This is a genomic window from Mesorhizobium sp. M0830, from assembly GCF_040319965.1.
Taxonomy (GTDB): domain Bacteria; phylum Pseudomonadota; class Alphaproteobacteria; order Rhizobiales; family Rhizobiaceae; genus Mesorhizobium.
Genome location: NZ_JAMYOR010000019.1, coordinates 12,248 through 36,717 on the forward strand (window position 1 = coordinate 12,248; position 24,470 = coordinate 36,717).

At 64.0% G+C, this 24,470-nt stretch carries 24 protein-coding genes; 14 read left to right on the forward strand and 10 right to left on the reverse strand.

The genetic code is table 11. From position 1 onward, the window contains the following. Nucleotides 1-9: 9 nt before the first annotated feature. The 3 genes from NKI20_RS13905 to NKI20_RS13915 form a co-directional block, all read right to left on the reverse strand. Nucleotides 10-798 carry an SDR family NAD(P)-dependent oxidoreductase gene (locus NKI20_RS13905; protein WP_352831277.1) on the reverse strand — a complete coding sequence of 263 codons (789 nt, stop codon included), beginning with the start codon at nt 796-798 and terminating at the stop codon, nt 10-12. Between the two features lie 175 nt (nt 799-973). Continuing rightward, nucleotides 974-1,561: a YceI family protein gene (locus NKI20_RS13910; protein WP_352831279.1), complete on the reverse strand. Its 588-nt coding sequence runs from the start codon at nt 1,559-1,561 to the stop codon at nt 974-976. A gap of 35 nt (nt 1,562-1,596) precedes the next feature. After that, nucleotides 1,597-2,490, reverse strand: coding sequence for a hypothetical protein (locus NKI20_RS13915; RefSeq protein WP_352831281.1), 894 nt, complete (start codon nt 2,488-2,490; stop codon nt 1,597-1,599). A 212-nt stretch (nt 2,491-2,702) separates the two neighbouring features. On the opposite strand from NKI20_RS13915, the gene NKI20_RS13920 reads away from it, so the two are divergent. The 3 genes from NKI20_RS13920 to NKI20_RS13930 are packed head-to-tail and all read left to right on the forward strand — an operon-like array spanning nt 2,703 to nt 5,786. Beyond that, nucleotides 2,703-4,205, forward strand: a complete 1,503-nt coding sequence (locus NKI20_RS13920; protein ID WP_352831283.1) for an aldehyde dehydrogenase family protein — start codon at nt 2,703-2,705, stop codon at nt 4,203-4,205. Between the two features lie 4 nt (nt 4,206-4,209). Beyond that, nucleotides 4,210-5,277, forward strand: coding sequence for a GMC family oxidoreductase (locus tag NKI20_RS13925; protein WP_352831285.1), 1,068 nt, complete (start codon nt 4,210-4,212; stop codon nt 5,275-5,277). Continuing rightward, on the forward strand, nt 5,202-5,786 hold the full coding sequence (locus NKI20_RS13930; protein ID WP_352831287.1) for a GMC family oxidoreductase: 585 nt from the start codon (nt 5,202-5,204) through the stop codon (nt 5,784-5,786). The genes NKI20_RS13925 and NKI20_RS13930 overlap by 76 nt, the downstream gene beginning before the upstream one ends. A gap of 10 nt (nt 5,787-5,796) precedes the next feature. Here NKI20_RS13930 and NKI20_RS13935 read toward each other — a convergent pair whose 3' ends face one another. Genes NKI20_RS13935 through NKI20_RS13945 form a run of 3 tightly spaced genes read right to left on the reverse strand, consistent with a single transcriptional unit; the run spans nt 5,797 to nt 9,981 of the window. After that, nucleotides 5,797-7,287 (reverse strand): aldehyde dehydrogenase, encoded by a 1,491-nt coding sequence (locus NKI20_RS13935; RefSeq protein ID WP_352831289.1) that lies wholly within the window; start codon nt 7,285-7,287, stop codon nt 5,797-5,799. Beyond that, a complete protein-coding gene (locus NKI20_RS13940; protein ID WP_352831291.1) occupies nt 7,284-8,477 on the reverse strand; it encodes a cytochrome P450 in 1,194 nt (397 codons plus the stop codon). Before NKI20_RS13940 ends, NKI20_RS13935 begins: the two co-directional genes overlap by 4 nt. Before the next feature lie 58 nt (nt 8,478-8,535). Continuing rightward, nucleotides 8,536-9,981, reverse strand: coding sequence for an APC family permease (locus NKI20_RS13945; RefSeq protein ID WP_352831293.1), 1,446 nt, complete (start codon nt 9,979-9,981; stop codon nt 8,536-8,538). Between the two features lie 178 nt (nt 9,982-10,159). On the opposite strand from NKI20_RS13945, the gene NKI20_RS13950 reads away from it, so the two are divergent. The 4 genes from NKI20_RS13950 to NKI20_RS13965 are packed head-to-tail and all read left to right on the forward strand — an operon-like array spanning nt 10,160 to nt 14,260. Then, the gene (locus NKI20_RS13950; RefSeq protein ID WP_352831294.1) at nt 10,160-10,930 is read left to right on the forward strand and encodes an IclR family transcriptional regulator; all 771 of its coding nucleotides are present in this window, start codon (nt 10,160-10,162) and stop codon (nt 10,928-10,930) included. Further along, nucleotides 10,927-12,222, forward strand: coding sequence for a Tm-1-like ATP-binding domain-containing protein (locus tag NKI20_RS13955; RefSeq protein ID WP_352831295.1), 1,296 nt, complete (start codon nt 10,927-10,929; stop codon nt 12,220-12,222). Before NKI20_RS13950 ends, NKI20_RS13955 begins: the two co-directional genes overlap by 4 nt. A gap of 8 nt (nt 12,223-12,230) precedes the next feature. Then, on the forward strand, nt 12,231-12,881 hold the full coding sequence (locus tag NKI20_RS13960) for an HAD family hydrolase (protein WP_352831396.1): 651 nt from the start codon (nt 12,231-12,233) through the stop codon (nt 12,879-12,881). A 26-nt stretch (nt 12,882-12,907) separates the two neighbouring features. Further along, nucleotides 12,908-14,260: an aminotransferase class III-fold pyridoxal phosphate-dependent enzyme gene (locus tag NKI20_RS13965; protein WP_352831296.1), complete on the forward strand. Its 1,353-nt coding sequence runs from the start codon at nt 12,908-12,910 to the stop codon at nt 14,258-14,260. Between the two features lie 13 nt (nt 14,261-14,273). Here the strand turns inward: NKI20_RS13965 and NKI20_RS13970 are convergent, their stop codons facing one another. Beyond that, complete coding sequence (locus tag NKI20_RS13970; RefSeq protein ID WP_352831298.1) at nt 14,274-15,143, reverse strand: helix-turn-helix domain-containing protein; 870 nt, start codon at nt 15,141-15,143, stop codon at nt 14,274-14,276. A 91-nt stretch (nt 15,144-15,234) separates the two neighbouring features. Between NKI20_RS13970 and NKI20_RS13975 the strand changes: the two genes are divergently transcribed. Both NKI20_RS13975 and NKI20_RS13980 read left to right on the forward strand, forming a co-directional pair. Beyond that, nucleotides 15,235-16,779, forward strand: coding sequence for a 4-hydroxyphenylacetate 3-hydroxylase N-terminal domain-containing protein (locus tag NKI20_RS13975; RefSeq protein ID WP_352831398.1), 1,545 nt, complete (start codon nt 15,235-15,237; stop codon nt 16,777-16,779). A gap of 10 nt (nt 16,780-16,789) precedes the next feature. Next, nucleotides 16,790-17,299, forward strand: coding sequence for a flavin reductase (locus tag NKI20_RS13980; RefSeq protein WP_027027471.1), 510 nt, complete (start codon nt 16,790-16,792; stop codon nt 17,297-17,299). Between the two features lie 6 nt (nt 17,300-17,305). Here NKI20_RS13980 and hpaR read toward each other — a convergent pair whose 3' ends face one another. Further along, the gene (gene hpaR, locus NKI20_RS13985) at nt 17,306-17,716 is read right to left on the reverse strand and encodes a homoprotocatechuate degradation operon regulator HpaR (protein ID WP_352831300.1); all 411 of its coding nucleotides are present in this window, start codon (nt 17,714-17,716) and stop codon (nt 17,306-17,308) included. A gap of 240 nt (nt 17,717-17,956) precedes the next feature. On the opposite strand from hpaR, the gene NKI20_RS13990 reads away from it, so the two are divergent. From NKI20_RS13990 to hpaH, 5 genes are read left to right on the forward strand one after another with little or no spacing between them, the layout of a single operon-like run. After that, entirely contained in the window at nt 17,957-18,343 is a 387-nt protein-coding gene (locus tag NKI20_RS13990; RefSeq protein WP_352831302.1) for a 5-carboxymethyl-2-hydroxymuconate Delta-isomerase, read from the forward strand. A gap of 14 nt (nt 18,344-18,357) precedes the next feature. After that, nucleotides 18,358-19,875 (forward strand): 5-carboxymethyl-2-hydroxymuconate semialdehyde dehydrogenase, encoded by a 1,518-nt coding sequence (gene hpaE, locus NKI20_RS13995; protein ID WP_352831304.1) that lies wholly within the window; start codon nt 18,358-18,360, stop codon nt 19,873-19,875. 15 nt (nt 19,876-19,890) lie between these two features. Beyond that, on the forward strand, nt 19,891-20,871 hold the full coding sequence (gene hpaD / locus NKI20_RS14000; RefSeq protein ID WP_352831306.1) for a 3,4-dihydroxyphenylacetate 2,3-dioxygenase: 981 nt from the start codon (nt 19,891-19,893) through the stop codon (nt 20,869-20,871). Between the two features lie 25 nt (nt 20,872-20,896). Next, nucleotides 20,897-21,772: a fumarylacetoacetate hydrolase family protein gene (locus NKI20_RS14005; RefSeq protein WP_352831308.1), complete on the forward strand. Its 876-nt coding sequence runs from the start codon at nt 20,897-20,899 to the stop codon at nt 21,770-21,772. Continuing rightward, nucleotides 21,769-22,575, forward strand: a complete 807-nt coding sequence (hpaH, locus tag NKI20_RS14010; RefSeq protein ID WP_352831310.1) for a 2-oxo-hept-4-ene-1,7-dioate hydratase — start codon at nt 21,769-21,771, stop codon at nt 22,573-22,575. Before NKI20_RS14005 ends, hpaH begins: the two co-directional genes overlap by 4 nt. Here hpaH and NKI20_RS14015 read toward each other — a convergent pair. Together NKI20_RS14015 and NKI20_RS14020 are read right to left on the reverse strand one after the other, a co-directional pair. Beyond that, nucleotides 22,572-22,757: a hypothetical protein gene (locus tag NKI20_RS14015; protein WP_352831312.1), complete on the reverse strand. Its 186-nt coding sequence runs from the start codon at nt 22,755-22,757 to the stop codon at nt 22,572-22,574. The genes hpaH and NKI20_RS14015 overlap by 4 nt on opposite strands. Before the next feature lie 178 nt (nt 22,758-22,935). Beyond that, on the reverse strand, nt 22,936-24,393 hold the full coding sequence (locus tag NKI20_RS14020) for an LVIVD repeat-containing protein (protein ID WP_352831314.1): 1,458 nt from the start codon (nt 24,391-24,393) through the stop codon (nt 22,936-22,938). Nucleotides 24,394-24,470: the final 77 nt, after the last annotated feature.

Sequence of the window (24,470 nt, forward strand, 5' to 3'; positions counted from 1 at the left end):
TCTCCCAAATCAATCGACGAAAGCTAATGTCGGTAGGTCGACCACGGTGGCGCCGCCATCGACGGTCAGGATCGAACCGTTCATCATGGCCGCCTCGCTCGAAGCTACGAAGCAGATGACGTTGGAAACCTCTTCCGGTGTCGCCGGCCGGCCGAGAGGGACGTCCCTGGTCACCAGCCGGTAGGCATCGTCGATCGAGCCAAGTCCGTGCTTCTCGACGATCACCGCCATCTGCTCGTCGGCCATGTCGGTCGAGACCCATCCCGGGCAGATGATGTTGGTACGCACGCCCTTGCGGCCATAGTCGCGCGCCAGCGATTTGCCGAAGCCGACGCAGGCATGCTTCATGGTGACGTAGCCGGCGGCGTCCGGGCCGGCAAACAGCCCGGCGATCGAGGCAACGACGACGATGTTTCCCTTCCGCGCGATCAGGTCCGGCAGGCATTCGCGGGCGCAGACGAAAGCGGTGTCGAGGTTGGTGCGCGTCGCCAGGCTCCAGGTTTCGTCGCTCATCGAAATCGTCGGGCCGACACCATGGCCGCCGGCATTGGCGACGAGGATGTCGACCGGTCCGATTTTTTCATGCACTTCGGCAAGCGCCGCGCGCACGGCCTTCGGATCGGCGGCATCGCCCTGCACCACCAGACCGCCAATATCCCTGGTCACGGCTTCCAGCGGCTCGCGCCGCCGGCCCATCAGCACCACCTTGGCGCCGTCGGCCGCCATGCGCCTGGCCACCGCCGCACCGATCCCGGTGCCGCCGCCGGTAATGAAAGCCGTCTTTCCCGAAAATCGCATTGTTCCATCCCGATTGGTAAGCGCGCCGGCTATGTGCCGATCTTCGCTGGGAATAGTGCGGCATCGGCCATTCTGCGTCTTGTCCGAGCGAGAACTTTGGTTTGACTGAGTGCGCACTTTGCGCTCTGTCCGATGAAGTGCCGCGCGACCTTGCGCGCGGCACTCGCTCGCCGAATTACTTTTTCACCGCTTCCAAATCCATGACGATGTCGACATCCGGTCCGAGGCCGAACCCGGCCGCGGCCTTGGACATCGGGAAGTCGGCCGTACTGACCTTGCCTGTGGCGCTGAACGCCGCCTTGGTCAGCGTTGCATCCCACGGCGCCGGCGCCTCGTTGATCAGCGTCACGTCGAGGGTGATCTCTTTGGACACACCGCTGATTGTGAGATTGCCGGTTACCTTGCCGGTCTTGTCACTGACCTTCTCGACCTTGGTGCTTTCGAAGGAGATCGCCGGGAATTCGGCGGCGTTGAAGAAGTCGGGGCCTTTCAAATCGCTGTCGCGCTGGTCATAGGCGGTGTGCACCGAGCCGACATCGACCTCGGCCTTGACGCTGCTTTTCGATGGATCGGCCTTGTCCATCACGATGGCGCCCTTCACCGCATCGAACTGGCCATGCGCGATGCCGTAGATGCCGTGCTTTATGGTGAAGGTGATCCAGGCGTGCTGGCCGTCGATCTCGTAAGTGTCGGCATGAGCTGCCGATGCGAATGCGCACACCGATGCAAAGGCCAGCGCGGCTGTCAGTTTTCTAATCGTCACGTAACTCTCCCCATTGTTGGTTGTCGTTGTTTGGCTCAGGAAAAGCCGAGGGCGGCTCCATGCGGCGCCCATAGGATCGCCGTCAGGATGGCCAATATCGCCGGTATGGCGATCAGCAGACCGGCAATCGGCGGCCGCAGCGGCCGGACGCCGGGAACAAGGCCCCGCAGCGGACCGGACATCAGGGTGGCCACGATCAGCGGCAAGGATGAAAGCACCAGCGCAACCGGATTCGCCTTCGGCGCCAGCAGCGCGACCTGGATCTGCACGGTGGCGGCCGCGTAGATAAGCAGCAGTTCAGTGCCCTTGCTCCAGGCAATGGCGGAGCCTCCGCGCAGCACTGTGATGTACTGGACAAGACACCAGCCGCCGGCGAGCGCGGCGAGCGATCCAAGCAATTGCCCGGTGACGATCGAGGCGCCAAGCACCGAGATAATGGCGCTGGCCAGGCAATAAGCGAGCATCGCCGCCGGCACCAGGAACGGCGCTTCGGCGGACGACGATGGCAAGGACCGCGGGGACAGCAGCATCGCGGCGCCGGCGATCGCCAACAGGCCGGCGATGAGGGCGGCGACCATCTGCAGGTCGAGTGAACCGCCGGCAAGGCGGCGCCAGCCAAGCCACAGCAAGGCTACCGCAAGCGCGGCGGCGACAAGCTTGCCCGCAACGGCAGCGCTCAACAGGCGTTCGGACAGCAGGCCCACGAAGATGCCGCCAAAGGCGAGATAGATCAGCTTCTGGCTGGCGGCGACCGGCGGCACCACAGGCGGCCCGAGCGTGTCCCAATAGAAGAACAAAAGCAAAGCGGCCCACAGCAGAGAAAGCATTGATCCCGGCAGTGCGACCCTTGCCAACAGCGCCATCCCCGTGCCGAGCGCGAACGGCAGCGCAGCAGTGGTGACCATCGGATTGCCCAGCAATGCGCTCAATGGCCGACACCTCTTTGACGTCAGGAAGGGGTCACGCGAAAACGCTCGCCCGGATGCAGCCTTGATCTTGTCCGGTCGGTCCCGAGGCGTCTTGTCCGAACGGGAACTTTGTTTTGACTGAGCGCGCACTCGCGCCGCCTTCGGCTTGAAGCCAGCCGACACGCTCCATAACCCTGATGCAAACGTGTTCACCAGCAATCGAGGAGGATGGCGTGAACGAGAGAACCGTGCCGCCGATCAGCACTGCTGCCGCCGCTTTCCTGGCGCGTCCGCACCGGCCCTTCATCAATGGCCGCTTTGTCGACGGCTCGGCGGGAAATGGCCTCGCTGTCGATGATTCCGCCTCCGGCGAGATCGTCGCGCATGTGCCCGAGAGCGGTCCCGAATTGGTCGACCAGGCAGTGTGTGCTGCCCGTGCAGCCCTTGAAGGCCCGTGGGCCTCAATGCGGCCGGTCGACCGCCAGAACCTGATGCTGAAGCTCGCCGACGCCATCGAGGCCGATGCCGATCTCTTGGCCGAGATCGAAAGCATCGAGAACGGCAAGTCGCTAGGTGTCGCCCGTATGCTGAGCGCCGGCGGCAGCGTCGACTGGCTGCGCTATTATGCCGGCTGGGCGACCAAGATCGAGGGCTCGACCTTCCAGGTGTCCATTCCGGTGCCGCCTGGCGCCAGGCATCAAGCGATGACCATAATGGAACCGGTCGGCGTCGTCGGCGCCATCGTGCCGTGGAATTTCCCGTTGCTGATCGGCATGTGGAAGATCGCGCCGGCGCTCGCCTGCGGCTGCACCGTGGTGTTGAAGCCGCCGCAGGAAACGCCGCTCGGCCTGCTTAGGCTCGCAGAACTGATCGAGGCCTCAGGCTTCCCGCCCGGCGTCGTCAACATCGTCACCGGCAGTGGCAGCGTCACCGGCGAGGCGCTGATCCGTCATCCCGGCATCGACAAACTGACCTTCACCGGTTCGACGGAAGTCGGCAAGCGCGTCGGCCACGCGGCCGTTGACCGCGTCGCTCGCTTCACGCTGGAGCTCGGGTCGAAATCGCCGATGATCCTGCTTGCCGACATGGAAGAAGGCATTGAGCCCCTGGTCACCGGGCTCGGCATGTTCTTCAACCAGGGCCAAGTCTGCACCTCGGCTTCGCGGCTGCTGATCGAAAAGTCTATCTATGACCGCACGCTGGCGCGGCTGGCCGAGATCGCCGATGGCATGACACTGGGCGCCGGCCGCGATGCCGAAGCCCAGATAAACCCACTGGTCTCGGCCAAGCATCGAAGGAGCGTCGAGGGCTTTGTCGAGCGCGGCCTTGCGGCCGGCGGCGAACGCGTCAGCGGTGCGCGGCCGGTGCCGGCCAGGGGCCATTATGTCGCGCCGACCATCCTGCACAATATCAGGCCCGACATGGAGATCGCGCGTGAGGAGGTGTTCGGTCCGGTGGTGGCGGCGATGCCGGTCGCCGATCTCAACGAGGCGATCCATATCGCCAACGACACGCGCTATGGCCTGTCGGCCTCGATCTGGACCCGCGACATGGGCAAGGCGATGACCGCCGTCCACGGCCTTAAGGCCGGCACAGTGTGGGTCAATTCGCATAACACGCTGGACCCCGCGGCACCCTTCGGCGGCTTCAAGCAGTCCGGCATCGGCCGCGAACACGGTCGCGCGGCGATCGACGGCTATCTCGAGACCAAGACCGTCATCATGCGCTACGCCTGACGCCATGAATGCTGCGTACGACTACATCATCGCCGGCGCCGGCTCGGCCGGCTGCACGCTGGCCAACCGCCTGGTCAATACCGGCAAGCGCGTGCTGATCGTCGAAGCCGGGCCGGCCGACAATTCGCGCTTCATCGACATGCCCGCTACCTTCGCCAAGGTGATCGGCACGGCGCGCAGCTGGATCTACGAATCCGATCCCGAACCCAGCGTCGGCGGCCGTCGGCTACCGGTGCCGCAGGGTCGCACGCTGGGCGGCGGCTCGTCCATCAATGCCATGCTCTACATCAGGGGCCAGCCGCAGGATTACGATGGCTGGCGCGACCTCGGCTGTCCCGGCTGGGGCTGGGACGAAGTAGTGCCGGTGTTCCGGCGGCTGGAGCGCAACGAGCGGCTGGCCGGCGATCGCCACGGCACCACCGGACCGCTGCCCGTCTCCGATCCCCGCCATCGCCATCCTCTGTCTCTGGCCTATGTCAGGGCCGCGCAACAGGCCGGCTATCCCTTCAATGACGACTTCAACGGGGACAGGCAGGAAGGCGTCGGCTTTTACCAGACGACGACCGCGAATGGCGAAAGACAATCGGCGGCAAAGGTGTTCCTGAAGCCGTTGGCAGGCAATGCCAACCTCACCGTCGTCACCGATGCGCTTGTCACCGGCGTGACATTGGAAAACGGCGCGGCAAGCGGCCTCGCCTACACCACATCGGACGGACAGACCCATACAGCGACGGCGAAAGCCGAAGTGATCCTCACATCAGGCGCGCTGGCGACGCCGAAGCTGATGATGCTGTCGGGCCTGGGGCCGGCCGAACATCTGACCGCGCTGGGCATTCCCGTCATCCGCGACATGCCCGCGGTCGGTCGCGACCTGCAGGACCACGTCGCGGCCCCCGTCTATGCGCTGACGCGCCAGCCGATCTCGCTGCTTGGCGAGGACCGTGGCCTGCGGGCGCTGCGCCATGGCCGTTCCGCACCGGCCTGCTCACCTCGAATGTGGTCGAGAGCGGCGGCTTCTTCGATGCCGATGGCGACGGCCGTCCCGATATCCAGTTCCACGTCCTGCCGGTGATGATCGAGAGCGCCGAGCACGGCTCGATCGAGCGGCACGGCATGGAGATCAATCCTTGTGTGCTCAGGCCGAAGTCGCGCGGCACGGTCAGGCTGCGCTCGCGCGATGCAGCCGATCCGATCCGCTTCACCACCGGCTTCCTGTCCGATCCGGACGATCTCGCCTTGCTGCTGGCCGGCATGAAGATCGCCCGCACCATCCTGCGCCAGCCGGCGCTGCAGGCCATTGTGGCGGAGGAGCTTTCGCCGGGCGCAGCCGCCGATCTTCCTGACCAAGCGATCGTCGACCACATCCTCGAACACGCCAAGACGGTCTACCACCCATCGGGAACCTGCCGGATGGGCAGTGACGACAGTGCCGTGGTCGATCCGCAGTTGCGCGTCCGCGGCGTGCCGCGCCTGCGGATCTGCGATGCCTCGGTCATGCCCAGGCTCATCAGTGGCAACACCAACGCCCCGGTGATCATGATCGCCGACCGCTGTGCCGATTTCATCCTCGGCAGCGCTTAGTGAGAAACGGTCAGCCGAGAGAAATCCAGGCTGTTTTGAGATCGGTGTATTTGTCCAGCGCATGCATCGACTTGTCGCGACCGAAGCCGGACTGCTTGACGCCGCCGAGCGGCACGGTGATGTCGGCGCCGCCATAGGTGTTGACGTGCACGACGCCGGCGTTGATGGCGCGGACCATGCGATGCGCGGTGGACAGGTTCGAGGTCCAGACCGCCGAGGCGAGGCCATAAACGGTCGAATTGGCGAGCCGCACCGCCTCTTCCTCGGTCTTGAAGCGCATCACGCCGAGCACCGGCCCAAACACCTCCTCGCGGGCGAGTTGCATCTCTTGCGTCACGTTCTCGAAGATCGTCGGCGCCATGTAGCTGCCGCCGGTTTCAGCCAGGATCCGTCCGCCGCCGGAGACCAGACGGGCACCTTCCGCTGTCGCCCGTTCGACGAAGCCGAGGTTCTTGTCCAGCTGCTCGGCGCTTGATACCGCACCGACGTCGCTCGTCAGATTGAGCGGATCGCCGACCTTCAGCCGCGTGGTCGCTGCGAGGAGCTCGTCCATGAAGCGGTCGTAGACCGACGCTTGGACGAGCAGGCGCGAGCCGGCGACGCAGACCTGGCCGGAATTGCGAAAAATGCCGTTGGCCGATACGACCGCCGCCTGCTTCAGGTCCGGGGCGTCGGCAAAGACGATGTTGGGCGACTTGCCGCCGAGTTCGAGGAAGACGCGCTTCAGATTGGAACGCGCCGAATATTCAAGCAGACGCCGGCCGACCGGCCCCGAGCCGGTGAAGGCGATGGCGTCGACATCCATATGCAGGCCGAGCGCCTCGCCGGTGACCGCGCCTCGGCCTGTGACGACGTTGAGGACACCGGCGGGAAGCCCGGCCACGCTGGCCAGTTCCGCCAACAGCAGCAGCGTCAGCGAAGCGATTTCCGGCGGCTTCACCACGACGCAATTGCCGGCGGCCAACGCCGGCGCGATTTTCCAGGCGCCGATCATCAGCGGAAAATTCCATGGCACGATGACGCCGACAACGCCAAGCGACTCCTTGTGGATCAGCCCGAGAACATTGTCGGCGGTCGGCGCGATCTCGCCGTAGATCTTGTCGATCGCCTCGGCATAGTAGCGGATGGTGCCGGCGGCCGACAGCGGCTCGGCCTTGTAGGCCATGCCGATTTCGGTGCCGTTGTCGCGGACGCCAAGCACCGCCAGTTCATCGACGTGCTTTTCGACCAGCTCAGCCAGCTTCGTCAGAACCTTCTTGCGGAAGGCGGGGGCGGCGCGCGACCACGAGCCCTTCTCGAACGCCTTGCGCGCCGACGTCACGGCGCGATCGACATCGACGGCGTTGCCGTCGGCAATGCTGGCAAAGGGGCGGCCGTCGATCGGCGACGTTACCGTCAGCTTCGCGCCCTTCATGGCATCGGTCTGGGCGCCATCGATGAAAAGGCCCCGCGCGCCGATCTCGACTTTGCGCAGCGTGTCGATGGCATTCTGACTGATCATTGGTGACGGTCTCCCAGGGAAACATGCAATGTGGTTGGCGCGCGGAACTCCCAGCCGCGGAACACCGGTTCCTTGCCTGGCACCAGGCCGAGATTGGGAAAACGCTCGAGCAGCAGCCTTACCGCCAGGCACATCTGTTCGCGCGCGAAAAAACGACCAGAACAGAAATGATGGCCAAAGCCGAAGGCGGCGTGGTTGCCTTCATCACGAAGGATGTCGAAACGGTCGGGATCGGAGAAACGGCTTTCGTCTCGGCTGGCCGAGGAGACGAGCGCGGCGACTGGCGCGCTAGCCGGGATGGTCATGCCGCCAAGCTCGACCGCGCGCGTCGTCTGGCGCGTCTGCGTGCCGATGGGCGCGACCCACCGCAGACCCTCGTCGACAGCCTTCGGCACCAAGGTCTCCAGATCATCGAGCACCCGCCGCAACTGCTCGGGATGCGAAAGCAGGCCCGCAAGTATAGAGCCGGCACCATGGCCGGGCTCCTGCATGCCGCCGAGCAGGATGACCTTGATGCTCGGCATCAGGAAGTCGATAGCGCGGGTCGTACCCTGCGGCATGCCGTCATGCAGCATGTGCGACAGGGCGGAGTCGTCAGGCTCGCCGACAAGCCTCTCCAGCGTCGGCAGGATAGCGGCGCCGACCTCGGCGCTGATCGCATCGGCGATTTTCTGGCGTTTCGGATCGTTCTCGAAATTGATCGCGCCCTGCGCGAGGCCGTAGAACCAGCGGCGCAGCGTCGGCATGCCGATGTCGTTGAGGCCGAGCGAGCGCGCCAGGCTGAGCGTCGACACCGGCTCGAAATACTCGGCCATCAGTTCTGCCGAGCCCCGTTCGGCGATCTGGTCGAGATAGGGTTCGGCGATCGAGCGCACCAGGTCCCCGGCGTAGGCGGCGACGGTACGCGGCCGGTATTTCGGGTCGACGCCTTGCCGCAGATCCTTGTGGATGTCTCCGTCGGTGGTCAGGATGGTCGGCTTGCCGAACGAGCGTTCAACCGGCGACGTCCCGACGACGGCGGAGAAGATGTCGGGCGATTTCGCGACCGTTTCAACGTCCTTCCAGCGGGTGACGAACCAGAGATTGACGGCAGGCACGAAAGCGACCGGCGCGCTGCGCCTGAGTTCGGCATAGATCGGATACGGATCGGCTTCCAGCGCCTCGACGGTAATGCTCTCGGCAAAGCTCAACGCCGCTACTCCCTTGCGGTGAAGAAGGGGGCGGCGTCATGCGCCGCCCCTCTTTGTCTCAGTCCTTCAAAGGCTGTCCAAGCTCGGCGAAGGCGACCGGATCCCAGCTCTTCAATGCACTCGCGAGCACAAGGCCAACCACGGCCGCGATCAGCACCAACAAAGGCAGGAACACGCCAAGGAACCCGCCAGCACCGGACAGGCTGCCGAAGTTGATGACGATCAGGTAGATTATGATGACGAAGGCGATGAAGGTCAGCCCCGGCAGGATGGTGGTGTTCAATGCGTTCTCCTGACTGGAGGGATTGGCGCGGAAGTACATCACGACGGCGAGCGAGGCCACCGCCATCATCACGATGACGCCGAGGGTGGCGACATTGGTCAGCCACGAAAACAGCGCCAGCACCGGATCGAGGCCGAGCACGGCGAAGAGCCCGACAACGACGGCGGCAAGCACGCTCTGGATGACCGAGGCGACATGCGGGCTCTGGTGCGTCGAATGGGTCACGCCGATGGTCTGCGGCAGGAGCTTCTCGCGGCCGGAAACGTAGATGTAGCGGGCGACCGCATTGTGGAACGCCAGCACGCCCGCGAAAAGGCTCGACACGAACAGGATGCTCATGGCGTGCGAGAGCATCGTTCCGGCGTAGCGGTCCGACAGGCCGAAGAGGAAGGTGGTCGGGTCCTGAAGCCCCTGCAAATCCGGCATCAGCTTGTCTACGCCAGCGCCGACCGCCATCAGCCATGCGGTGACCATGTAGAAGACGCCGATCAGGATGACGGAGAAATAGGTGGCGCGGGGAATGGTGACCTTGGGGTCGCGCGCCTCTTCGGCATAGATCGTGGTTGCCTCGAAGCCGATGAACGCGGCAAAGCAGAACAGAATGGCGATCGCCGGCGCGCCGCTGGTGATCTGGCTCCAACTGAACGGCGCCGCGGACAGTCCACTATCGCCTCCGGTCTTGATGATCGCCAGGTCGAGGATCAGCACCACGACGTATTCGGCAAGCACCAGAACGGTCAGGATCTTGGCCGACAGGTCGACCTGCCTGTAGCCGAGCACGGCGACGATGGCGATGGCGATGAAACTCCACACCCACCAGGGCAAGTTCATGCCCCAACCGGCGAACAGCCCGGCGGTCGCGGCACCGAGAAGGCCCATGACGCCGATCTGCATGGCATTGTAGGACAGGATTGCGATCAGCGCCGTGGCGCCGCCGGCGAGACCGCCGAGCCCGCGCGCCGCATAGGCATAGAAGGCGCCTGCATTGCCGACATGGCGCGACATGGCGACATAGCCGACCGCGAACAACAGCAGCAGCAGCGTCACGATGAGATAAGTGCCGGCAAAGCCCGCGCCATTGCCCATCAGCATGCCGAGAGGCGTGCCGCCGGCCACAGCCGTCAGAGGCGCCGCTGCCGAGATCACCATGAAGGTGATGGCGCCAACGCCAAGGCTGTTCTTCCTCAGCCGGTTCGCTTCGCCGGCTTCAATTGTCGTCATCTTTCCCTCCAATTCCGCGCTGCGGAAGCCAAGTGTCCCTGAAATGTCGAGGCGTTCTGTCGGGCCGCCTTTGTCATTTCATTATTTGCAACGACATTTCGAATATAGACTTGCAAAGGAATCGGCTTCCTGTCAAGTTAATTCGCACGTTAAGTATCTGACGGAGGATCAGCTACGCATGGGTACGGTGGGTAAGGCCATCACGCTGCTGGAAATGCTCGGTCGCGGCGAGCCCGAGACGGCTTTAGCTGACCTCGCGCGGCGCGCCGGCTATGACAAGGCAACAACGCGCCGGCTGCTGGTCTCCCTGATCGCGCATGGGCTGGTTGAGCAGGATGACGCCACACGTCTTTACCGGCTGGGCGCCGGTGTCGCACGGCTGGCGCTGATGCGCGAAGCCCAGTTTCCGTTCCTGCGCATGGCGGTGCCGGTGGTCGAGGCGCTGGCGGCGGAAACCGATGAGACGGTGCACCTGTCGGAATATTCGAAGCGCGGCCTGATCACAGTCCATGTCGTCGAATCGACCAGGGCCAATCGCGTCAGCGTGCAACTCGGCGAGGTGCTGCCGATGCATGCGACGGCTTCTGGCATTGCGTTCCTGGCGTTCACGGAAGAGCGTATCCGAGACGCTGTTCTGGCCGGACCGTTGCCGGCCTTCACGCCACACACGATAGGCGACGCGAAAACACTTGCCGAGCATGTCGCCGCCGCCCGCGCGCGCGGGCACTCGACCGGCTCGCAAGGCTTCGAGGAGGGCGTGCTCAGCGTCGCGGCGCCGATCCTCGGCGCCGACGGTTTTGCCATTGGCATCATCGCCGTCGCGGCGCCTAAGGTGCGGGTCCAGAAGGGCGACATCGAGCGTTATGGCGCCAGTGTGGCGGCGGCTGCGCGCGTTATCAGCGAGCGGCTTTTCGGACGGCAGGGCCAGCCGGGCCGCAAGCGAGCATGACAACAAATACCCTTGCAAGGAGATTGACTGTGGAGGAGACACGCCGAATCCTGGTTATAGGCACCGGTGACACCAAGGCCGACGAATTGCTCTTCATGCGCGAGCGCATCGAGGCGGTCGGGGGTGTCGCCGTGATGATGGATGTGAGCGTGCTCGGCGATCCGCCCTATCGGCCGACGTATGCCAAGCATGCCGTGGCTCAAGCCGCGGACACGACCATCGAGGCGATCATCACCAGCGGCGACGAGAATTCGGCGATGACGCTGATGGCCCTCGGCGCCTCGAGGCTTGCCCGCGCACTCTGCGACAAGGGCGAAATCGACGGTTTCATCGCGCTCGGTGGCTCGATGGGCACCGACCTTGCGCTCGACGTCGCGCTGGCGCTGCCGCTCGGCGTGCCGAAATTCGTTATCTCGACCATTGCCTATTCACATCTGCTGCCACCAGAGCGGATCGCCACAGACCTGATGATGATCCTGTGGGCGGGCGGTCTCTATGGCCTCAACAGCGCCTGCAAGGCGGTGCTTTCGCAGGCCTGCGGCGCGGTGGTGGGTGCTTCGCGCGCCGTCGTCAAGCCGGACGCGTCGCGCCCGAGGATAGGCATGAGCTCGCTCGGCAAGAGCTGCCTGCACTATATGGTGACGCTGAAGCCGGAGCTGGAAAAGCGCGGCTATGAAGTCATTGTCTTCCACACTACCGGCATGGGCGGCCGGGCGCTGGAGGCGATCGCCGCGCAGCGCGGCTTCGTCGCGGTGATGGATTTCAGCCTGCAGGAACTCGCCAACCAGCTGACAGGCTCGGTGGTGAATTCGGGCTCCGACCGGCTGGAAAATGCCGGTCGGCAAGGTATCCCTCAGATCGTGGCACCTGGCGCCGTCGACATGGTGGATTTTCCGACCTGGCAAGCAGTGCCTGCCCGTTTCTTCGAACGTCCGTACCATGCGCACAACCGCCTGCTCGCCTCGGTGACATCGGACGGCGAAACCCGCAAGGAGATCGCGCGCGCCATCGGCGAGAAGCTCGCCGCAGCGATCGGGCCGACCGCCTTCATCCTGCCGGCAGGCGGCATCCAGCAATGGGACCAGGAGGGCGAGCCGCTGCACGAACCGGAGGCGCTGTCGACCTTCGTCGAGGAGATGCGCTCGAGCGTGCCCCGCAATGCCGAGCTGCACGAGATATCAGGGCACATCAACGACGCCGCCTTCAGCGCAAAGGCGCTGGAGATCTTCGACCGCTGGGTCGCCGAAGGCATTGTGCCGCTGGGCGCGCCGGAAGGAACTCAAGCCGCATGAGCGGGCCATTGCCGAAGGCGCTGGTGCTTGACTTCGGCGGCGTCGTCACACGCACGCTGTTCGAGACGCACGCGCTGACCGAACGCGCGTTGGACTTGACGCCCGGCACGCTCGGCTGGCGCGGGCCGTTCGATCCGGCATCCGACCCGCTGTGGCGTTCCATGCAAGCCGACGAGATAAGCGAGCGCGACTACTGGAAGACGCGCACGCATGAAGTCGGCCGTCTCGTCGGCGAGGACTGGGACGACATGTCGACTTTCGTGCAGCGGGCGCGCGGCGCCGACCCGCAAGCGGTGGTGCGGCCGGAGGCCGAACGAGCGATCCGTGCGGCGCATGAAGCCGGCATCCGGCTCGCCATTCTGTCCAACGAGCTCGACTTGTTCTACGGCAACAGCTTTCGCGGGCGCCTGCCGCTGCTGTCGCTGTTCGAGACCGTCATCGACGCCACCTACACGCATATCCTCAAGCCCGATCCGCGCGCCTATGCGATGGTGAGCAAGGCACTGCACTTGCCGCCCGCGGCTTGTGTCTTCGTCGACGACCAGAAGCGTAATGTCGACGGCGCGGTCGCAGCCGGCATGCTGGCCGTGCATTTCGACGTCGCCCAACCGGCGCAAGGCTATACACAGGCGCTCGGCCATCTCGGCGTTGCAGCCTAAGAATTCAAGAAACGGAGTTCCCACCGATGCGCGACATCAACTTCCTCACCGAGAACAACGCCAAGCCGATCTGGCATCCGATGGCGCATCCGGCCGAGATGCGCGCGACGCCGCCAAAGATCATCATGAAGGGCGAAGGCGTTTCGGTAACCGACGCCGAAGGCCGAACCGTGCTCGATGCGGTCGGGGGCCTGTGGAACGTCAACCTCGGCTACAGCTGCGATCCGATCAAGAAGGCGATCGCAGCACAACTCGAAGCCCTGCCCTACTATTCCGGTTTTCGCGGCACCTCGACCGGACCGTCGATCGAGCTTGCCTATGAGCTCTGCGACTGGTTCGCTCCGGAGGGCATGGTGCGGACCTTCTTCACCTCCGGCGGCTCGGACTCGGTCGAGACGGCGCTGCGGCTGTCGCGGCAATACTGGAAGATCAGGGGCCAGAGCGACCGGACGAAGTTCCTGGCGCTGAAGAAGGGCTATCACGGCACCCATTTCGGCGGCGCCTCGGTCAACGGCAATGCCAATTTCCGGCGCAACTACGAGCCGCTTTTGCCCGGCGTCTTCCACACACCGGCGCCATGGAGCTACCGCAATCCGTTCGACGAGACCGATCCGGCGAAGCTGGCGAAACTCTGCGCGCGGGCGATCGAAGACGAGATCGCCTTCCAGGGCGCCGACACCATCGCCGCCTTCATCATGGAGCCGGTGCTCGGCGCCGGCGGTGTGATCGTTCCGCATGAGAGCTTCATGCCGATGGTGCGGGCGATCTGCGACCGTCATGACATCCTGCTCATCGCCGACGAGGTGGTGACCGGCTTCGGTCGCACCGGCGCCTGGTCGGGCTCGCGGCTCTCCGGAGTGAAGCCGGATTTCATGACCATCGCCAAGGCGATCACCTCAGGCTACTTCCCGCTCGGCGCCACGCTGCTCAGCGCCAAGGTTGCCGACGTCTTCGAGGCCGACAAGACCAGCTTCGGCGCCATCGGCCATGGCTACACCTATTCCGGCCATCCGGTCGGCTGCGCAGCGGGGCTGGCCACACTCGCCGAGACCAAGCGGCTGGCGGTCAACGAGAATGCGGCGGCGCGCGGTGTCGAGCTCGGCAAGGCGCTGGAGGCGCTGAAGGCGAAGCACGCTTTAGTTGGCGATGTGCGCTACCAAGGGCTGATGGCGGCGCTCGAACTGGTTTCCGACCAAGCCGCCAAGAAGTCGGCCGACAAGAAGACGATGAATGCCGCCGCAGAAGCCGCCTACAAGGCCGGCGTCATGCTGCGCGTCTCCGGCAACACCATCATCCTGTCGCCGCCGCTGGTGATCTCATCCGCCGATGTGGCGAAGATCGCGGAGGCTCTCGACGCCGGACTGACGGCCGCTGCCTGAGCGACGGCGACGCTCAGTCCTGGCCGAGCCGCAGGCGTCGCCATGCCGCTGGAGACAGGCCGACGGCAGCGCGGAAGAAGCGCGAGAAATAGGCCGGGTCGTTGAACCCGGTCTCATAGGCGATGTCCTCGACCGTGCGGATGGTGAAGAGCAGCAGGCGCTTGGCCTCGACCAACCGCCGCTCGCCGACCGCCTGGCGTACGCCCGCACCCAGAACCTCACGCGCTGCCTTGTCGAGCAGATAGCGCGTGGTGCCGAGTGCGGCGACATAGCGCTCGACCGGCCAGTCGTCGCGAAAGTGCCGGTCGATCAGACGCCGCAGCCGACCGCCCAGCGCCACGGTCGCCGGCACCGCGACAGCATGCGATTGCGCATCGAGGCGGGCGATGCCCGACAATGCCACGGCGATCAGCGGCGGTAGGATCTTCTCCACACCGGGCAGCCTGTCGGCATATTCCGCCTGGATCATCCTGATCGTATCGCCCAACCTCTCCCACAGAGCGGTTTCGCCGCGTCCGGTGACGAAGATCGGCTGGTCGAGCGGCAGCGCGGACTGCTCGGCGATCGCCGCAAGGGCAGCATCGGCGACCGAGACGACGATGGCGTCGGCGCCCGGCTCGATGCTGAATGCGTGTACCACGCCGCTCGGCATGAAGCTCACCGTCGGCGCCGAAAAACTCCAGGTCTCGTCTTCGATCCGATAAGTGCCGCTGCCGCCAGTCCAGAAGGTGATCTGCGCCATTTGCGGGTGCTTGTGCGCCAACACCTGGCCCCGATGCACGGAAGCGCGCGCGAGAACTGTCTCGACATGAAGGAAGCCGACGTCGAGCGCACGCGCCGGTTCGCCATAGACGAAGAACTCGGGAATGACGGTCTGACCCATGACGGCGAAAAAATCCAAGTGGTTCTATACTTTCGTCCATAAACCTTTGTCACGACAATCGCTATAGTTAACGCGTTAAGGGAGGATCATGATGCGATCGGAAGATTTTCGGGCCGACACGAAGCGGCCGTTCACAGGTGCCGAATATTTGCAGAGCCTGCGCGACGGGCGCGAGGTCTATATCAATGGCGAGCGGATCGCCGACGTCACCACCCATCCGGCGATGCGCAACTCGGCGCGCTCCCTGGCGCGCCTTTATGATGCCTTGCACGAACCGGCGCGTCAGGCGGTGCTGACCTCGCCGACCGACACCGGTTCCGGTGGCTACACACATAAATATTTCCGCGTCGCCCATTCCGCCGCCGAACTTGCCGAGCAGCAGACGGCGATCGCCGACTGGTCGCGTATGTCCTATGGCTGGATGGGGCGCACGCCCGACTACAAGGCGGCGCTGATGAATACGCTCGGCGCCAATGCCGAATGGTACGGCCCGTTCAAGGACAATGCGCTCGCCTGGCACAAACGCGCCCAGGAAGCGGCCCTGTTCATGAACCACGCCATCGTCAACCCGCCGATCGACCGCCACAAGCCGGCCGAGCAGGTCAAGGACGTGTTCGTGCACATCACCAAGGAGAACGACGCCGGCATCTGGGTGTCCGGCGCCAAGGTGGTGGCCACGTCGTCGGCGCTCACCCATTGCAATTTCCTGGCCCAGAGTTCGGCGACGGTCACCGAGGATCCGTCGCTGTCGGTGATGTTCATCGTGCCGATGAACGCGCCGGGCATAAAGATGTTCTGCCGAGTCTCCTATGAGCAGACGGCCAACACCGTCGCCCGTCCTTTCGACTACCCGCTGTCGTCGCGCTTCGACGAGAACGATGCGATCCTGGTGCTGGACAATGTCTTTATCCCCTGGGAGGACGTGCTGGTGCTTCGCGACGCGCAGAAGATCCTCTCCTTCCATCCGGCATCAGGCTTCATGCACGGCTATTGCTTCCAGGGTTGCACGCGCTTTGCCGTCAAGCTTGACTTCCTGGCCGGCCTGCTCGCCAAGGCGCTGCGCGCCACCGGCGGCGACGCCTTCCGCGGCAACCAGGCGGCGCTCGGCGAAGTCATTGCGCTGCGCCACATGTTCTGGAGCTTTTCCAACGCCATGGCGCACAACCCGATCCCGTGGGCGAACGGCGCCGTGCTACCTAATCTCGAGGCGGCGCTCGCCTATCGCACTTTCATGTCGGAGGCCTATCCGCGTGTCATCGACACGGTGCGCCGGGTCATCGCCTCAGGGCTGATCTACCTGCCGTCCTCGGCAAAGGATTTCGACAATCCGGAGGTCGACAAGTACCTGGCCCAGTACGTGCGCGGCTCGAACGACATGGGCCATATCGAGCGCATCAAGATCATGAAGCTCTTATGGGACGCAACCGGTACCGAGTTCGGAGGACGCCATGCGCTCTATGAACTCAACTATGCCGGTGCGCCGGAAGAGGTGCGGCTGCAGGTGCTGAAGGGCGCCGAGCGCGGAGGACGATTGAAGCAGATGGAAGAGTTAGTCGATACCTGCATGGCCGACTACGACGAAAAGGGCTGGACCGGCGACACCTGGCTGCCGCCCCTGCCGGCTGACGCAAGCTGAGGTCCCGGCCATGGAGCCACAAGTTGCTAGGCTGGAGTTCCGTGAGGCGATGGCGCGGGTCTGTGCGCCGGTCAACATCGTCACGACTGATGGTCCGGCCGGCCGCGGCGGCTTCACGGCGACCGCCATGTGCAGCGTTTCCGACGATCCGCCGACGCTGCTTGTGTGCATGAACGAGCGCTCGGCGCAGACCGGCCTGTTCCTCGCCAACCAGCGTTTCTGCGTCAACGTGCTGACGCAGTTACACACGCATCTTGCGGCAAAGTTCGCCGGCACGATCCGCGACATGGGCGAGCGCTACAATGCGGCAAGATGGCAGACAATGCCGTCCGGCATGCCGGCGCTGCTCGACGCCATCGTCAGCTTCGATTGCGAGATCGGCGACGTGAACAAAGTTGGCACGCACAATGTGATGTTCGGCCGCGTCGTCGACATCCGCCACGGCAGCGACGAGGCGGCACTGCTCTATGTCGGCCGCAACTACATGCAGCCGAGCGCACTCGGCAGTTTTGGCGGGTAGAGGCTGTCAGGTCTGGTTTTCGGACGATTCCGACTGGATCAGGCTTTCGAGCAGGTCGAGCAGATGCTCGTGCTGTTCGGCGCCGTAGCGCTGCTCGATCGCATCGTAGATGGCGATGCGCTCGGGCGATAAATCCTCGATCAGCGCCAGCCCGGCCGGGCTGATTGCGAGCAGCGCCCGGCGACCGTCATCCTTGACCTTGTTGCGGGTGATGAACTGCCGTTCCTCCATAGCCTTGATGATACGGGTCAGGCTAGGCGGAAGAATCGAGGCGCGATTGGCAAGTTCGGTTGCCTCGAGTGGCCCGGCTTCGGCAAGCACACGCAGCACGCGCCATTGCTGCTCAGTGATGTCGTGGCGGGCAAGCATCGGCCGGAAATGCGCCATGATCACTTCGCGGGCGCGAAGCAGAGCCATGGGCAGGGAGCGGCGAGTGCTGGGCGGTAGCAAGGTCAGGTCTCCAAAAGATTCCAATTCCAGTGCGACTCGTCACGAGAACGAGGCACCGATCGCAGCTATATCCGCGATTTTGCCTGGAGCGGCAATCCCACCCGCGGAAGCTGCATCGGTATAGAGAACGACGCTTGACATTCCGCCGTCAAGATGTAATTCACATGTTAATTACAAAAAAGACCGGCAGCGCCGGCGGAGGAAGCCTTGCCACACATGGCGATCGAATATTCCGCGAATCTCGACGCAAAAGTCGACATGGGCGAAATTTGCGCACTGGTCTCGCGCACCATCCTCGAAACCGGCCTGTTCGAGCCGGGCGCGGCGAGAGTGCGCGCCTTCCGCGCAGAGGCGTACGCGATTGCCGATCGTCTCCCTGAGAACGGCTTCATCGACATGAACTTCCGCATCGGCAAGGGCCGCAGCGCCGAGGAAAAGAAACGCGCCGGCGAGGCGATCTTCGCTGCTGTCTCGGATCATCTTGCATCTCTGTTCACGACGCCGCATTTCGCGCTGTCGCTGGAGATACGCGAGATCGATGCCGAACTAAGCTGGAAGAAGAATGCCATTCACCCGCGCCTGCGCGGCAAGTGACAGGAACCCATATCATGGCGGCATTGGACGACAATCTGAGAAAGGCCGAGGCCTATCTGGAGCGCTTCAGGAACGAGGGCGTGCTCAACCAGATCGGCGGGGAGGCCATGGCGGCCGCCGACGGTTCGACCTATGAGACGCTGTCGCCAATCGACCTGAAGCCGATCGCCAAGGTGGCACGCGGCAAGGCCGCCGACATCGACCGCGCCGCCAAGGCGGCGAAGGCTGCCTTCCGCGACTGGGCGGCGATATCAGGCGACGCCCGCAAGAAGCAGTTGCACAAAATAGCCGACGCCATCGTCGCGCGCGCCGAGGAAATCGCTTTCGTCGAATGCATGGACACCGGCCAGTCATTGAAGTTCATGGCCAAGGCAGCGCTGCGCGGCGCGGAGAACTTCCGCTTCTACGCCGACCGCGCGCCAGAGGCCCGCGACGGCCATACGATCCGCGCACCGAACCAGGTCAACATGACGACGCGCGTGCCGGTCGGCCCAGTCGGCGTGATCACGCCTTGGAACACACCTTTCATGCTGTCGACCTGGAAAATCGCGCCGGCGCTCGCCGCCGGCTGCACGATCGTCCACAAGCCGGCCGAGTTCTCGCCGCTGACCGCGCGGCTATTGGTCGAGATCGCCGAGGAGGCCGGCCTGCCGAAGGGCGTGTGGAACCTCGTCAACGGCTTTGGCGAGGACGCCGGCAGAGCCCTGACCGAACACCCCGACATCAAGGCGATCGGCTTCGTCGGCGAAAGCCGCACAGGCTCGATGATCATGAAGCAGGGTGCCGACACGCTGAAGCGCGTGCATTTCGAACTCGGCGGCAAGAACCCGGTCATCGTCTTTGCCGATGCCGATCTGGAGCGGGCGGCCGACGCTGCCGTCTTCATGATCTATTCGCTGAACGGCGAGCGCTGCACCTCGTCCTCACGCCTGCTGGTCGAGGAAAGCATCTACGACAAGTTCACCGCGCTGGTGGCGGAGAAGGCCAAGCGCATCAGGATAGGCCATCCGCTCGACCCCGAAACCGTGGTTGGACCACTGATCCATCCGGTGCATGAGGAAAAGGTGCTGTCCTATATCGAGATCGGCAAGTCGGAAGGCGCTGTCGTCGCCGCCGGCGGCGGCAAGTTCGCTGGTCCGGGCGGCGGCTGCTATGTCAGCCCGACGCTGTTCGTCGGCGCCACCAACAAGATGCGCATCGCCCAGGAAGAGATCTTTGGACCCGTGCTGACCGCCATCTCGTTCAAGGACGAGGCCGAGGCGCTGGCGCTGGCCAACGATACGCAATACGGCCTGACCGGCTATCTCTGGACCTCGGACGTCACCCGCGCCTTCCGCTTCACCGACGCGCTCGACGCCGGCATGATCTGGGTCAATTCGGAGAATGTGCGCCACCTGCCGACGCCGTTCGGCGGTGCCAAGAACTCGGGCATCGGCCGCGACGGCGGCGACTGGTCGTTCGATTTCTACATGGAAACCAAGAACATCGCGTTCGCCACGGCGCCGCACTCGATCCAGAAGCTCGGCGGCTGACCGGAGACCCCAAAGATGCCCCTGCCCTCACCCAATCTCTACCCGGCATTCAACATCGTGCGGCTGAGCCATGTCGAGCTGGCCGTCACCGACCTTGCGAAATCACGCGCTTTCTATGTCGACACGCTCGGCCTGCAGGTGACCGACGAGACCAACGACGCCATCTATCTGCGCGCCATGGAAGAGCGCGGCCACCACTGCATCGTGCTGCGCAAAGGCCCAACCGCGGAAGCCCGCGACCTCGGCTTCAAGCTGTTTTCCGACGAGGATCTCGACAAGGCCGAGCACTTCTTCAAAGGCAAGGGCCTGCCTGTGGAATGGGTCGAGCGGCCCTACCAGTCGCGTACCTTCCGCACCCGCGACCCGCACGGCATTCCGCTGGAATTCTATTCCAGGATGGAGCGGCTGCCGCCGATCCATCAGAAATATGCGCTGTACAAGGGCGTCAAGCCGCTGCGCATCGACCACTTCAACTGCTTCTCGCCCAACGTCGATGAATCGGTGACGTTCTATAACGAGCTCGGCTTCCGCGTGACCGAGTACACGGAGGATGCCGCGACCGGAAGACTTTGGGCGGCATGGACGCACCGCAAGGGCGGCGTCCACGACATCGCCTTCACCAATGGCATCGGCCCACGCCTGCACCACGTCGCCTTCTGGGTGCCGACGCCGCTCAATATCATCGATCTGCTCGACCTGATGGCCACTACCGGTTGGCTGCCGAACATCGAGCGCGGCCCCGGCCGGCACGGCATCTCCAACGCCTTCTTCCTCTATATCCGTGACCCCGACAACCATCGCATCGAGATCTATTGCTCGGACTACCAGACGGTAGATCCCGACCTAGAGCCGATCAAATGGGACCTCAAGGACCCGCAGCGCCAGACGCTGTGGGGCGCACCCGCGCCGAAGAGCTGGTTCGAGGAAGGCAGCAGCTTTGTCGGCGTCGAAGCGCGTGCGTCCGAGCTGGCAGCCTCACCGATCGTGGCGCCGTGACGCCGGCTAACTGCAGGGGAAACATATGAGCGCGGCACATCTCGCCACCTTCACCGTCGGCGGCAAAACGCGCTACGGCGCGATCACCGACAAGGGCGTCGTCGACCTGTCGGCGCGACACGCACAGTGGCCGACTTTACGCGAGGTGATAGAGGCCGGCGCATTGCGACGGCTGGCGGAGGAGGCGGACGCATTCGCCGCCGATTTCCCGCTCGACGCCATCGCTTACGAGATACCCGTCCCCTCGCCCGAAAAGATCATCTGCGTCGGCGTCAACTATCCAGACCGCAACGAGGAGTACAAGGACGGACAGGCCGCACCCTCGAACCCGTCGCTGTTCATCCGCTTCCCGCGCTCCTTCGTCGGTCACGGCACACCGCTGGTGCGGCCGCCGGAATCGCAGCAGCTCGATTATGAGGGCGAGATCGTCATTGTCATCGGTAAAGGCGGCCGCCGCATCGCCGAGGCGGATGCGCTCGGCCATATCGAAGCACTTTCGCTCTGCAACGAGGGCACCATCCGCGACTGGGTCCGTCACGCCAAGTTCAATGTCACGCAAGGCAAGAACTTTGACCGCACGGGTTCCATCGGTCCCTGGCTGGTGCCGTTCACCGACGAGGCACAGATCGCCGACATCGCGCTCACCACGCGCGTCAATGGCGAAATTCGGCAGCAGGACCGCACCGGTCGCATGATCTTTTCCTTCCGCAAGATCATCAACTACGTCTCGACCTTCACCACACTTGTCCCCGGCGACATCATCGTCACCGGCACGCCGACGGGCGCCGGCGCCCGCTTCGAGCCGCCGATCTGGCTGAAGCCGGGCGACGTCATCGAGGTCGAGGCCGACGGCATCGGCCTGCTCAGCAACGGCGTCGTCGACGAAGGAGCCGGCCGATGATGACGCCGGAACAGGTCGAAGACGCGGCCGCGAGGCTGTTCGAGGCCGAGCGCGACCGCCGCCAGATCAGGCTGCTCAGCCTCGACTTTCCCGGGGCGACGATGGATGACGCCTATCTCGTCCAGGCGGCGCTGGTGAAACGAAAAGTGGCGTCGGGCCTGACGATCAAGGGCTGGAAGATCGGCCTGACCTCGAAGGCAATGCAGTCGGCGCTCTCCATCGACATTCCGGATTCCGGCGTGCTGTTCGACGACATGTTCTTCGACGACGGCGGCACCGTTCCCGCTGGCCGCTTCATCCAGCCGCGCATCGAGGCCGAGATCGCCTTCGTCATGAAAGCACCGCTGGCCGGTCCGGACGTTTCGATCGACGACGTGCTCGACGCCACCGACTACATCACGCCGGCGCTGGAGATCCTCGATACCCGCATCGAGCGCGTCAACAAGGAGAGCGGCAGGATACGGACCTTCTTCGACACAATCTCCGACAATGCCGCCAATGCCGGCATCGTCGTCGGCGGCCGCCGTGCCGGACCGCGCGAGGCGGACCTGCGCTGGATCGGCGCCATCCTGTCGCGCAATGGCGAGGTCGAGGAGACGGGGCTCGGCGCCGGCGTGCTCGACCATCCGGCCAAGGGCATCGCCTGGCTGGCCAACCGGCTGCACCAATACGGCATGCAGATCGAGGCCGGACAGCTGGTGCTGTCGGGTTCCTTCATCCGGCCCGTGGAGTGTCGCCATGGCGACACTCTCGTTGCCGATTTCGGACCCTATGGAGCGATCCGCATCGGTTTTGCCCGCTAGCGGCAATTCCTCCATAGCCCGCTGACCCGACTTGCGGGCGGCGTACTGAAACAGAACCCGGAAGAGCCCGAAAAGTTATCCTTGCCGGCCTTCAAAGTATCGGCGCCGAAATCCGGGTGCCGCGCGAACATCCGTTCGATGCCATCGCTTTGCTGGACGATCTGGATTAACTCGACTTCCATCGCTGGCTGCGTTCCTGAAAGGCTCTATTACGCGATAGGCCACGATCCGCTGACGCGCTTTGCGCTCCTGTTTCAATCCGAGCCGCTGAGCTCGAAGTCATTTCGCAGCACGTAGAGGAGAGGCGTGCCTGCTTTCGCGTTTGCCAAAACCCTCGACCGTTGAGCCGGAAAGGCACCTTCACGGTCCGGCACCATCGGGTTTCGGCCCCGTGTAGCGGAGTATCCAGAGCCCCTGGTTTTTGTCGCTGATATACATGAAACCGCGGCGATCCACGACGACATCCTCGGTCTGCAGTACCAGCTTGTCTTCGGGCATTGGCCCGTGGCGGCGGGTGGGTTCCGGCGGGATGAAATAGCCGACCTCGCGCGGAAGCCGGGTGTTCGAAACGTCGTAGATCCTGAGCCCGGCATTGAAGTGCGCGATGTAGAACAGATCGCCCTGTTTCTGGACATCGGGATGATGCTGGTGGTGGTTGATGTTGTGCGGCCCGCGCCAGCCGCCACGCGTTGTGAAATCCGAATAGGGAGCGCCTTCGGGCGGCACGGGTTCGGGCAACAGCGACAGTAGAAAGGGTTTGCTTGGATCTGAAATGTCGATGATCGACGCATGATGCATCGGACCACGTCCATAGGTGACGTTCTCCGAATTGGCGAAGGCGATGCCGCGCTCTGGAATCGGCAGCACGCCATGCACACCGAAGCGCGAATGAAACGGAGGGCTGAAGCTTAGGCCGCCGACCTGCCTCGGCCGCGAGACGTCGCTGATGTCGAGCACAATTATACCGGCCGCGCCGTAAGGCAAATAGACGAGATCGCCGGTGACATAGGGCGGGCCGTGCAGCGAGACATCCGCGCCCGTGCTGGCGCAGAAGGCGCCGCACATGCATTGCGGCTTCAGTCGCAACTGGTAGCGATCGGAGGTCTTCTGGTCGGCGGCGGGCTCCGCGACTGCGAAGCTCTCGCCGCCGGTCTCATGCTGGCCCGGCACCCACCAACGTCCGGCTTCGCGCGGCTTGGAGCGATCCGAGATATCGAGAATGACGTAGATGTTGCCCTTGTACCCCGGCATGCCGGCGGCAAGGTGAACGTAGCGCCCGCCGGGATAAAGATTGCGGTGAGTGCCGTTTCCGCCAGTTCGGTAGTGGCTCAGTTGTTTCGGATTGACGGGATCGGCGATATCCCAGATCAGAACCCCTTCTCCGAACGGCGCATCGGGATCGCCACCGAAATTCGCGAATGGCTTTTCGAGTGCGGTCACCATCGTGTCGCCGGACAAATCGATCTGCAGCGTCCAGGTGTTCGTGCCGGGATAAGGCACGAATTTGAGGACCTCCGGCTTTGCCGGGTCGGTTACGTCGATGATGCTCCATCCGGAGTGCCAGAAGTGCCCGGTATAAAGATACCATCGCTCGCCTACCTGCCTGATCGCCATCTTGAAGGCCGGGCGATGATCGAGATCGGTATAGCCAACCGCTTCGACATTATGGGCGAAGGCGCCGGAAGGTGCCGGCGACGAAGCTGGAACCGGCTGTGCAAGTGCCTCGCAGACAAGCCCGGATTGAGATGCTGCTGCGAGCGCCGCTCCGGCAAGCGGCACCTTGAGCATCTGGCGGCGTGAAATCTCGGAATTCTTCAAAATCCTGCCTCCTTCTTTTGCGGCTTTTCAGATTTTGCAGGCTCCAATACTTTCAGTCCAATATCGATTGGACTCGC

Excerpts from the sequence above, each read along its gene's own strand:
- NKI20_RS13970 (WP_352831298.1), bottom strand. The coding sequence starts at position 15,143 with ATGGGTCAGACCGTCATTCCCGAGTTCTTCGTCTATGGCGAACCGGCG.
- NKI20_RS13955 (WP_352831295.1), top strand. The coding sequence starts at position 10,927 with ATGACAACAAATACCCTTGCAAGGAGATTGACTGTGGAGGAGACACGC.
- NKI20_RS13975 (WP_352831398.1), top strand. The coding sequence starts at position 15,235 with ATGCGATCGGAAGATTTTCGGGCCGACACGAAGCGGCCGTTCACAGGT.
- NKI20_RS13945 (WP_352831293.1), bottom strand. The coding sequence starts at position 9,981 with ATGACGACAATTGAAGCCGGCGAAGCGAACCGGCTGAGGAAGAACAGC.
- NKI20_RS14015 (WP_352831312.1), bottom strand. The coding sequence starts at position 22,757 with ATGGAAGTCGAGTTAATCCAGATCGTCCAGCAAAGCGATGGCATCGAA.
- NKI20_RS13950 (WP_352831294.1), top strand. The coding sequence starts at position 10,160 with ATGGGTACGGTGGGTAAGGCCATCACGCTGCTGGAAATGCTCGGTCGC.
- NKI20_RS14005 (WP_352831308.1), top strand. The coding sequence starts at position 20,897 with ATGAGCGCGGCACATCTCGCCACCTTCACCGTCGGCGGCAAAACGCGC.
- hpaE (WP_352831304.1), top strand. The coding sequence starts at position 18,358 with ATGGCGGCATTGGACGACAATCTGAGAAAGGCCGAGGCCTATCTGGAG.
- NKI20_RS13905 (WP_352831277.1), bottom strand. The coding sequence starts at position 798 with ATGCGATTTTCGGGAAAGACGGCTTTCATTACCGGCGGCGGCACCGGG.
- NKI20_RS13925 (WP_352831285.1), top strand. The coding sequence starts at position 4,210 with ATGAATGCTGCGTACGACTACATCATCGCCGGCGCCGGCTCGGCCGGC.
- hpaR (WP_352831300.1), bottom strand. The coding sequence starts at position 17,716 with ATGGCTCTGCTTCGCGCCCGCGAAGTGATCATGGCGCATTTCCGGCCG.
- NKI20_RS13965 (WP_352831296.1), top strand. The coding sequence starts at position 12,908 with ATGCGCGACATCAACTTCCTCACCGAGAACAACGCCAAGCCGATCTGG.
- hpaH (WP_352831310.1), top strand. The coding sequence starts at position 21,769 with ATGATGACGCCGGAACAGGTCGAAGACGCGGCCGCGAGGCTGTTCGAG.
- NKI20_RS13980 (WP_027027471.1), top strand. The coding sequence starts at position 16,790 with ATGGAGCCACAAGTTGCTAGGCTGGAGTTCCGTGAGGCGATGGCGCGG.
- hpaD (WP_352831306.1), top strand. The coding sequence starts at position 19,891 with ATGCCCCTGCCCTCACCCAATCTCTACCCGGCATTCAACATCGTGCGG.
- NKI20_RS13935 (WP_352831289.1), bottom strand. The coding sequence starts at position 7,287 with ATGATCAGTCAGAATGCCATCGACACGCTGCGCAAAGTCGAGATCGGC.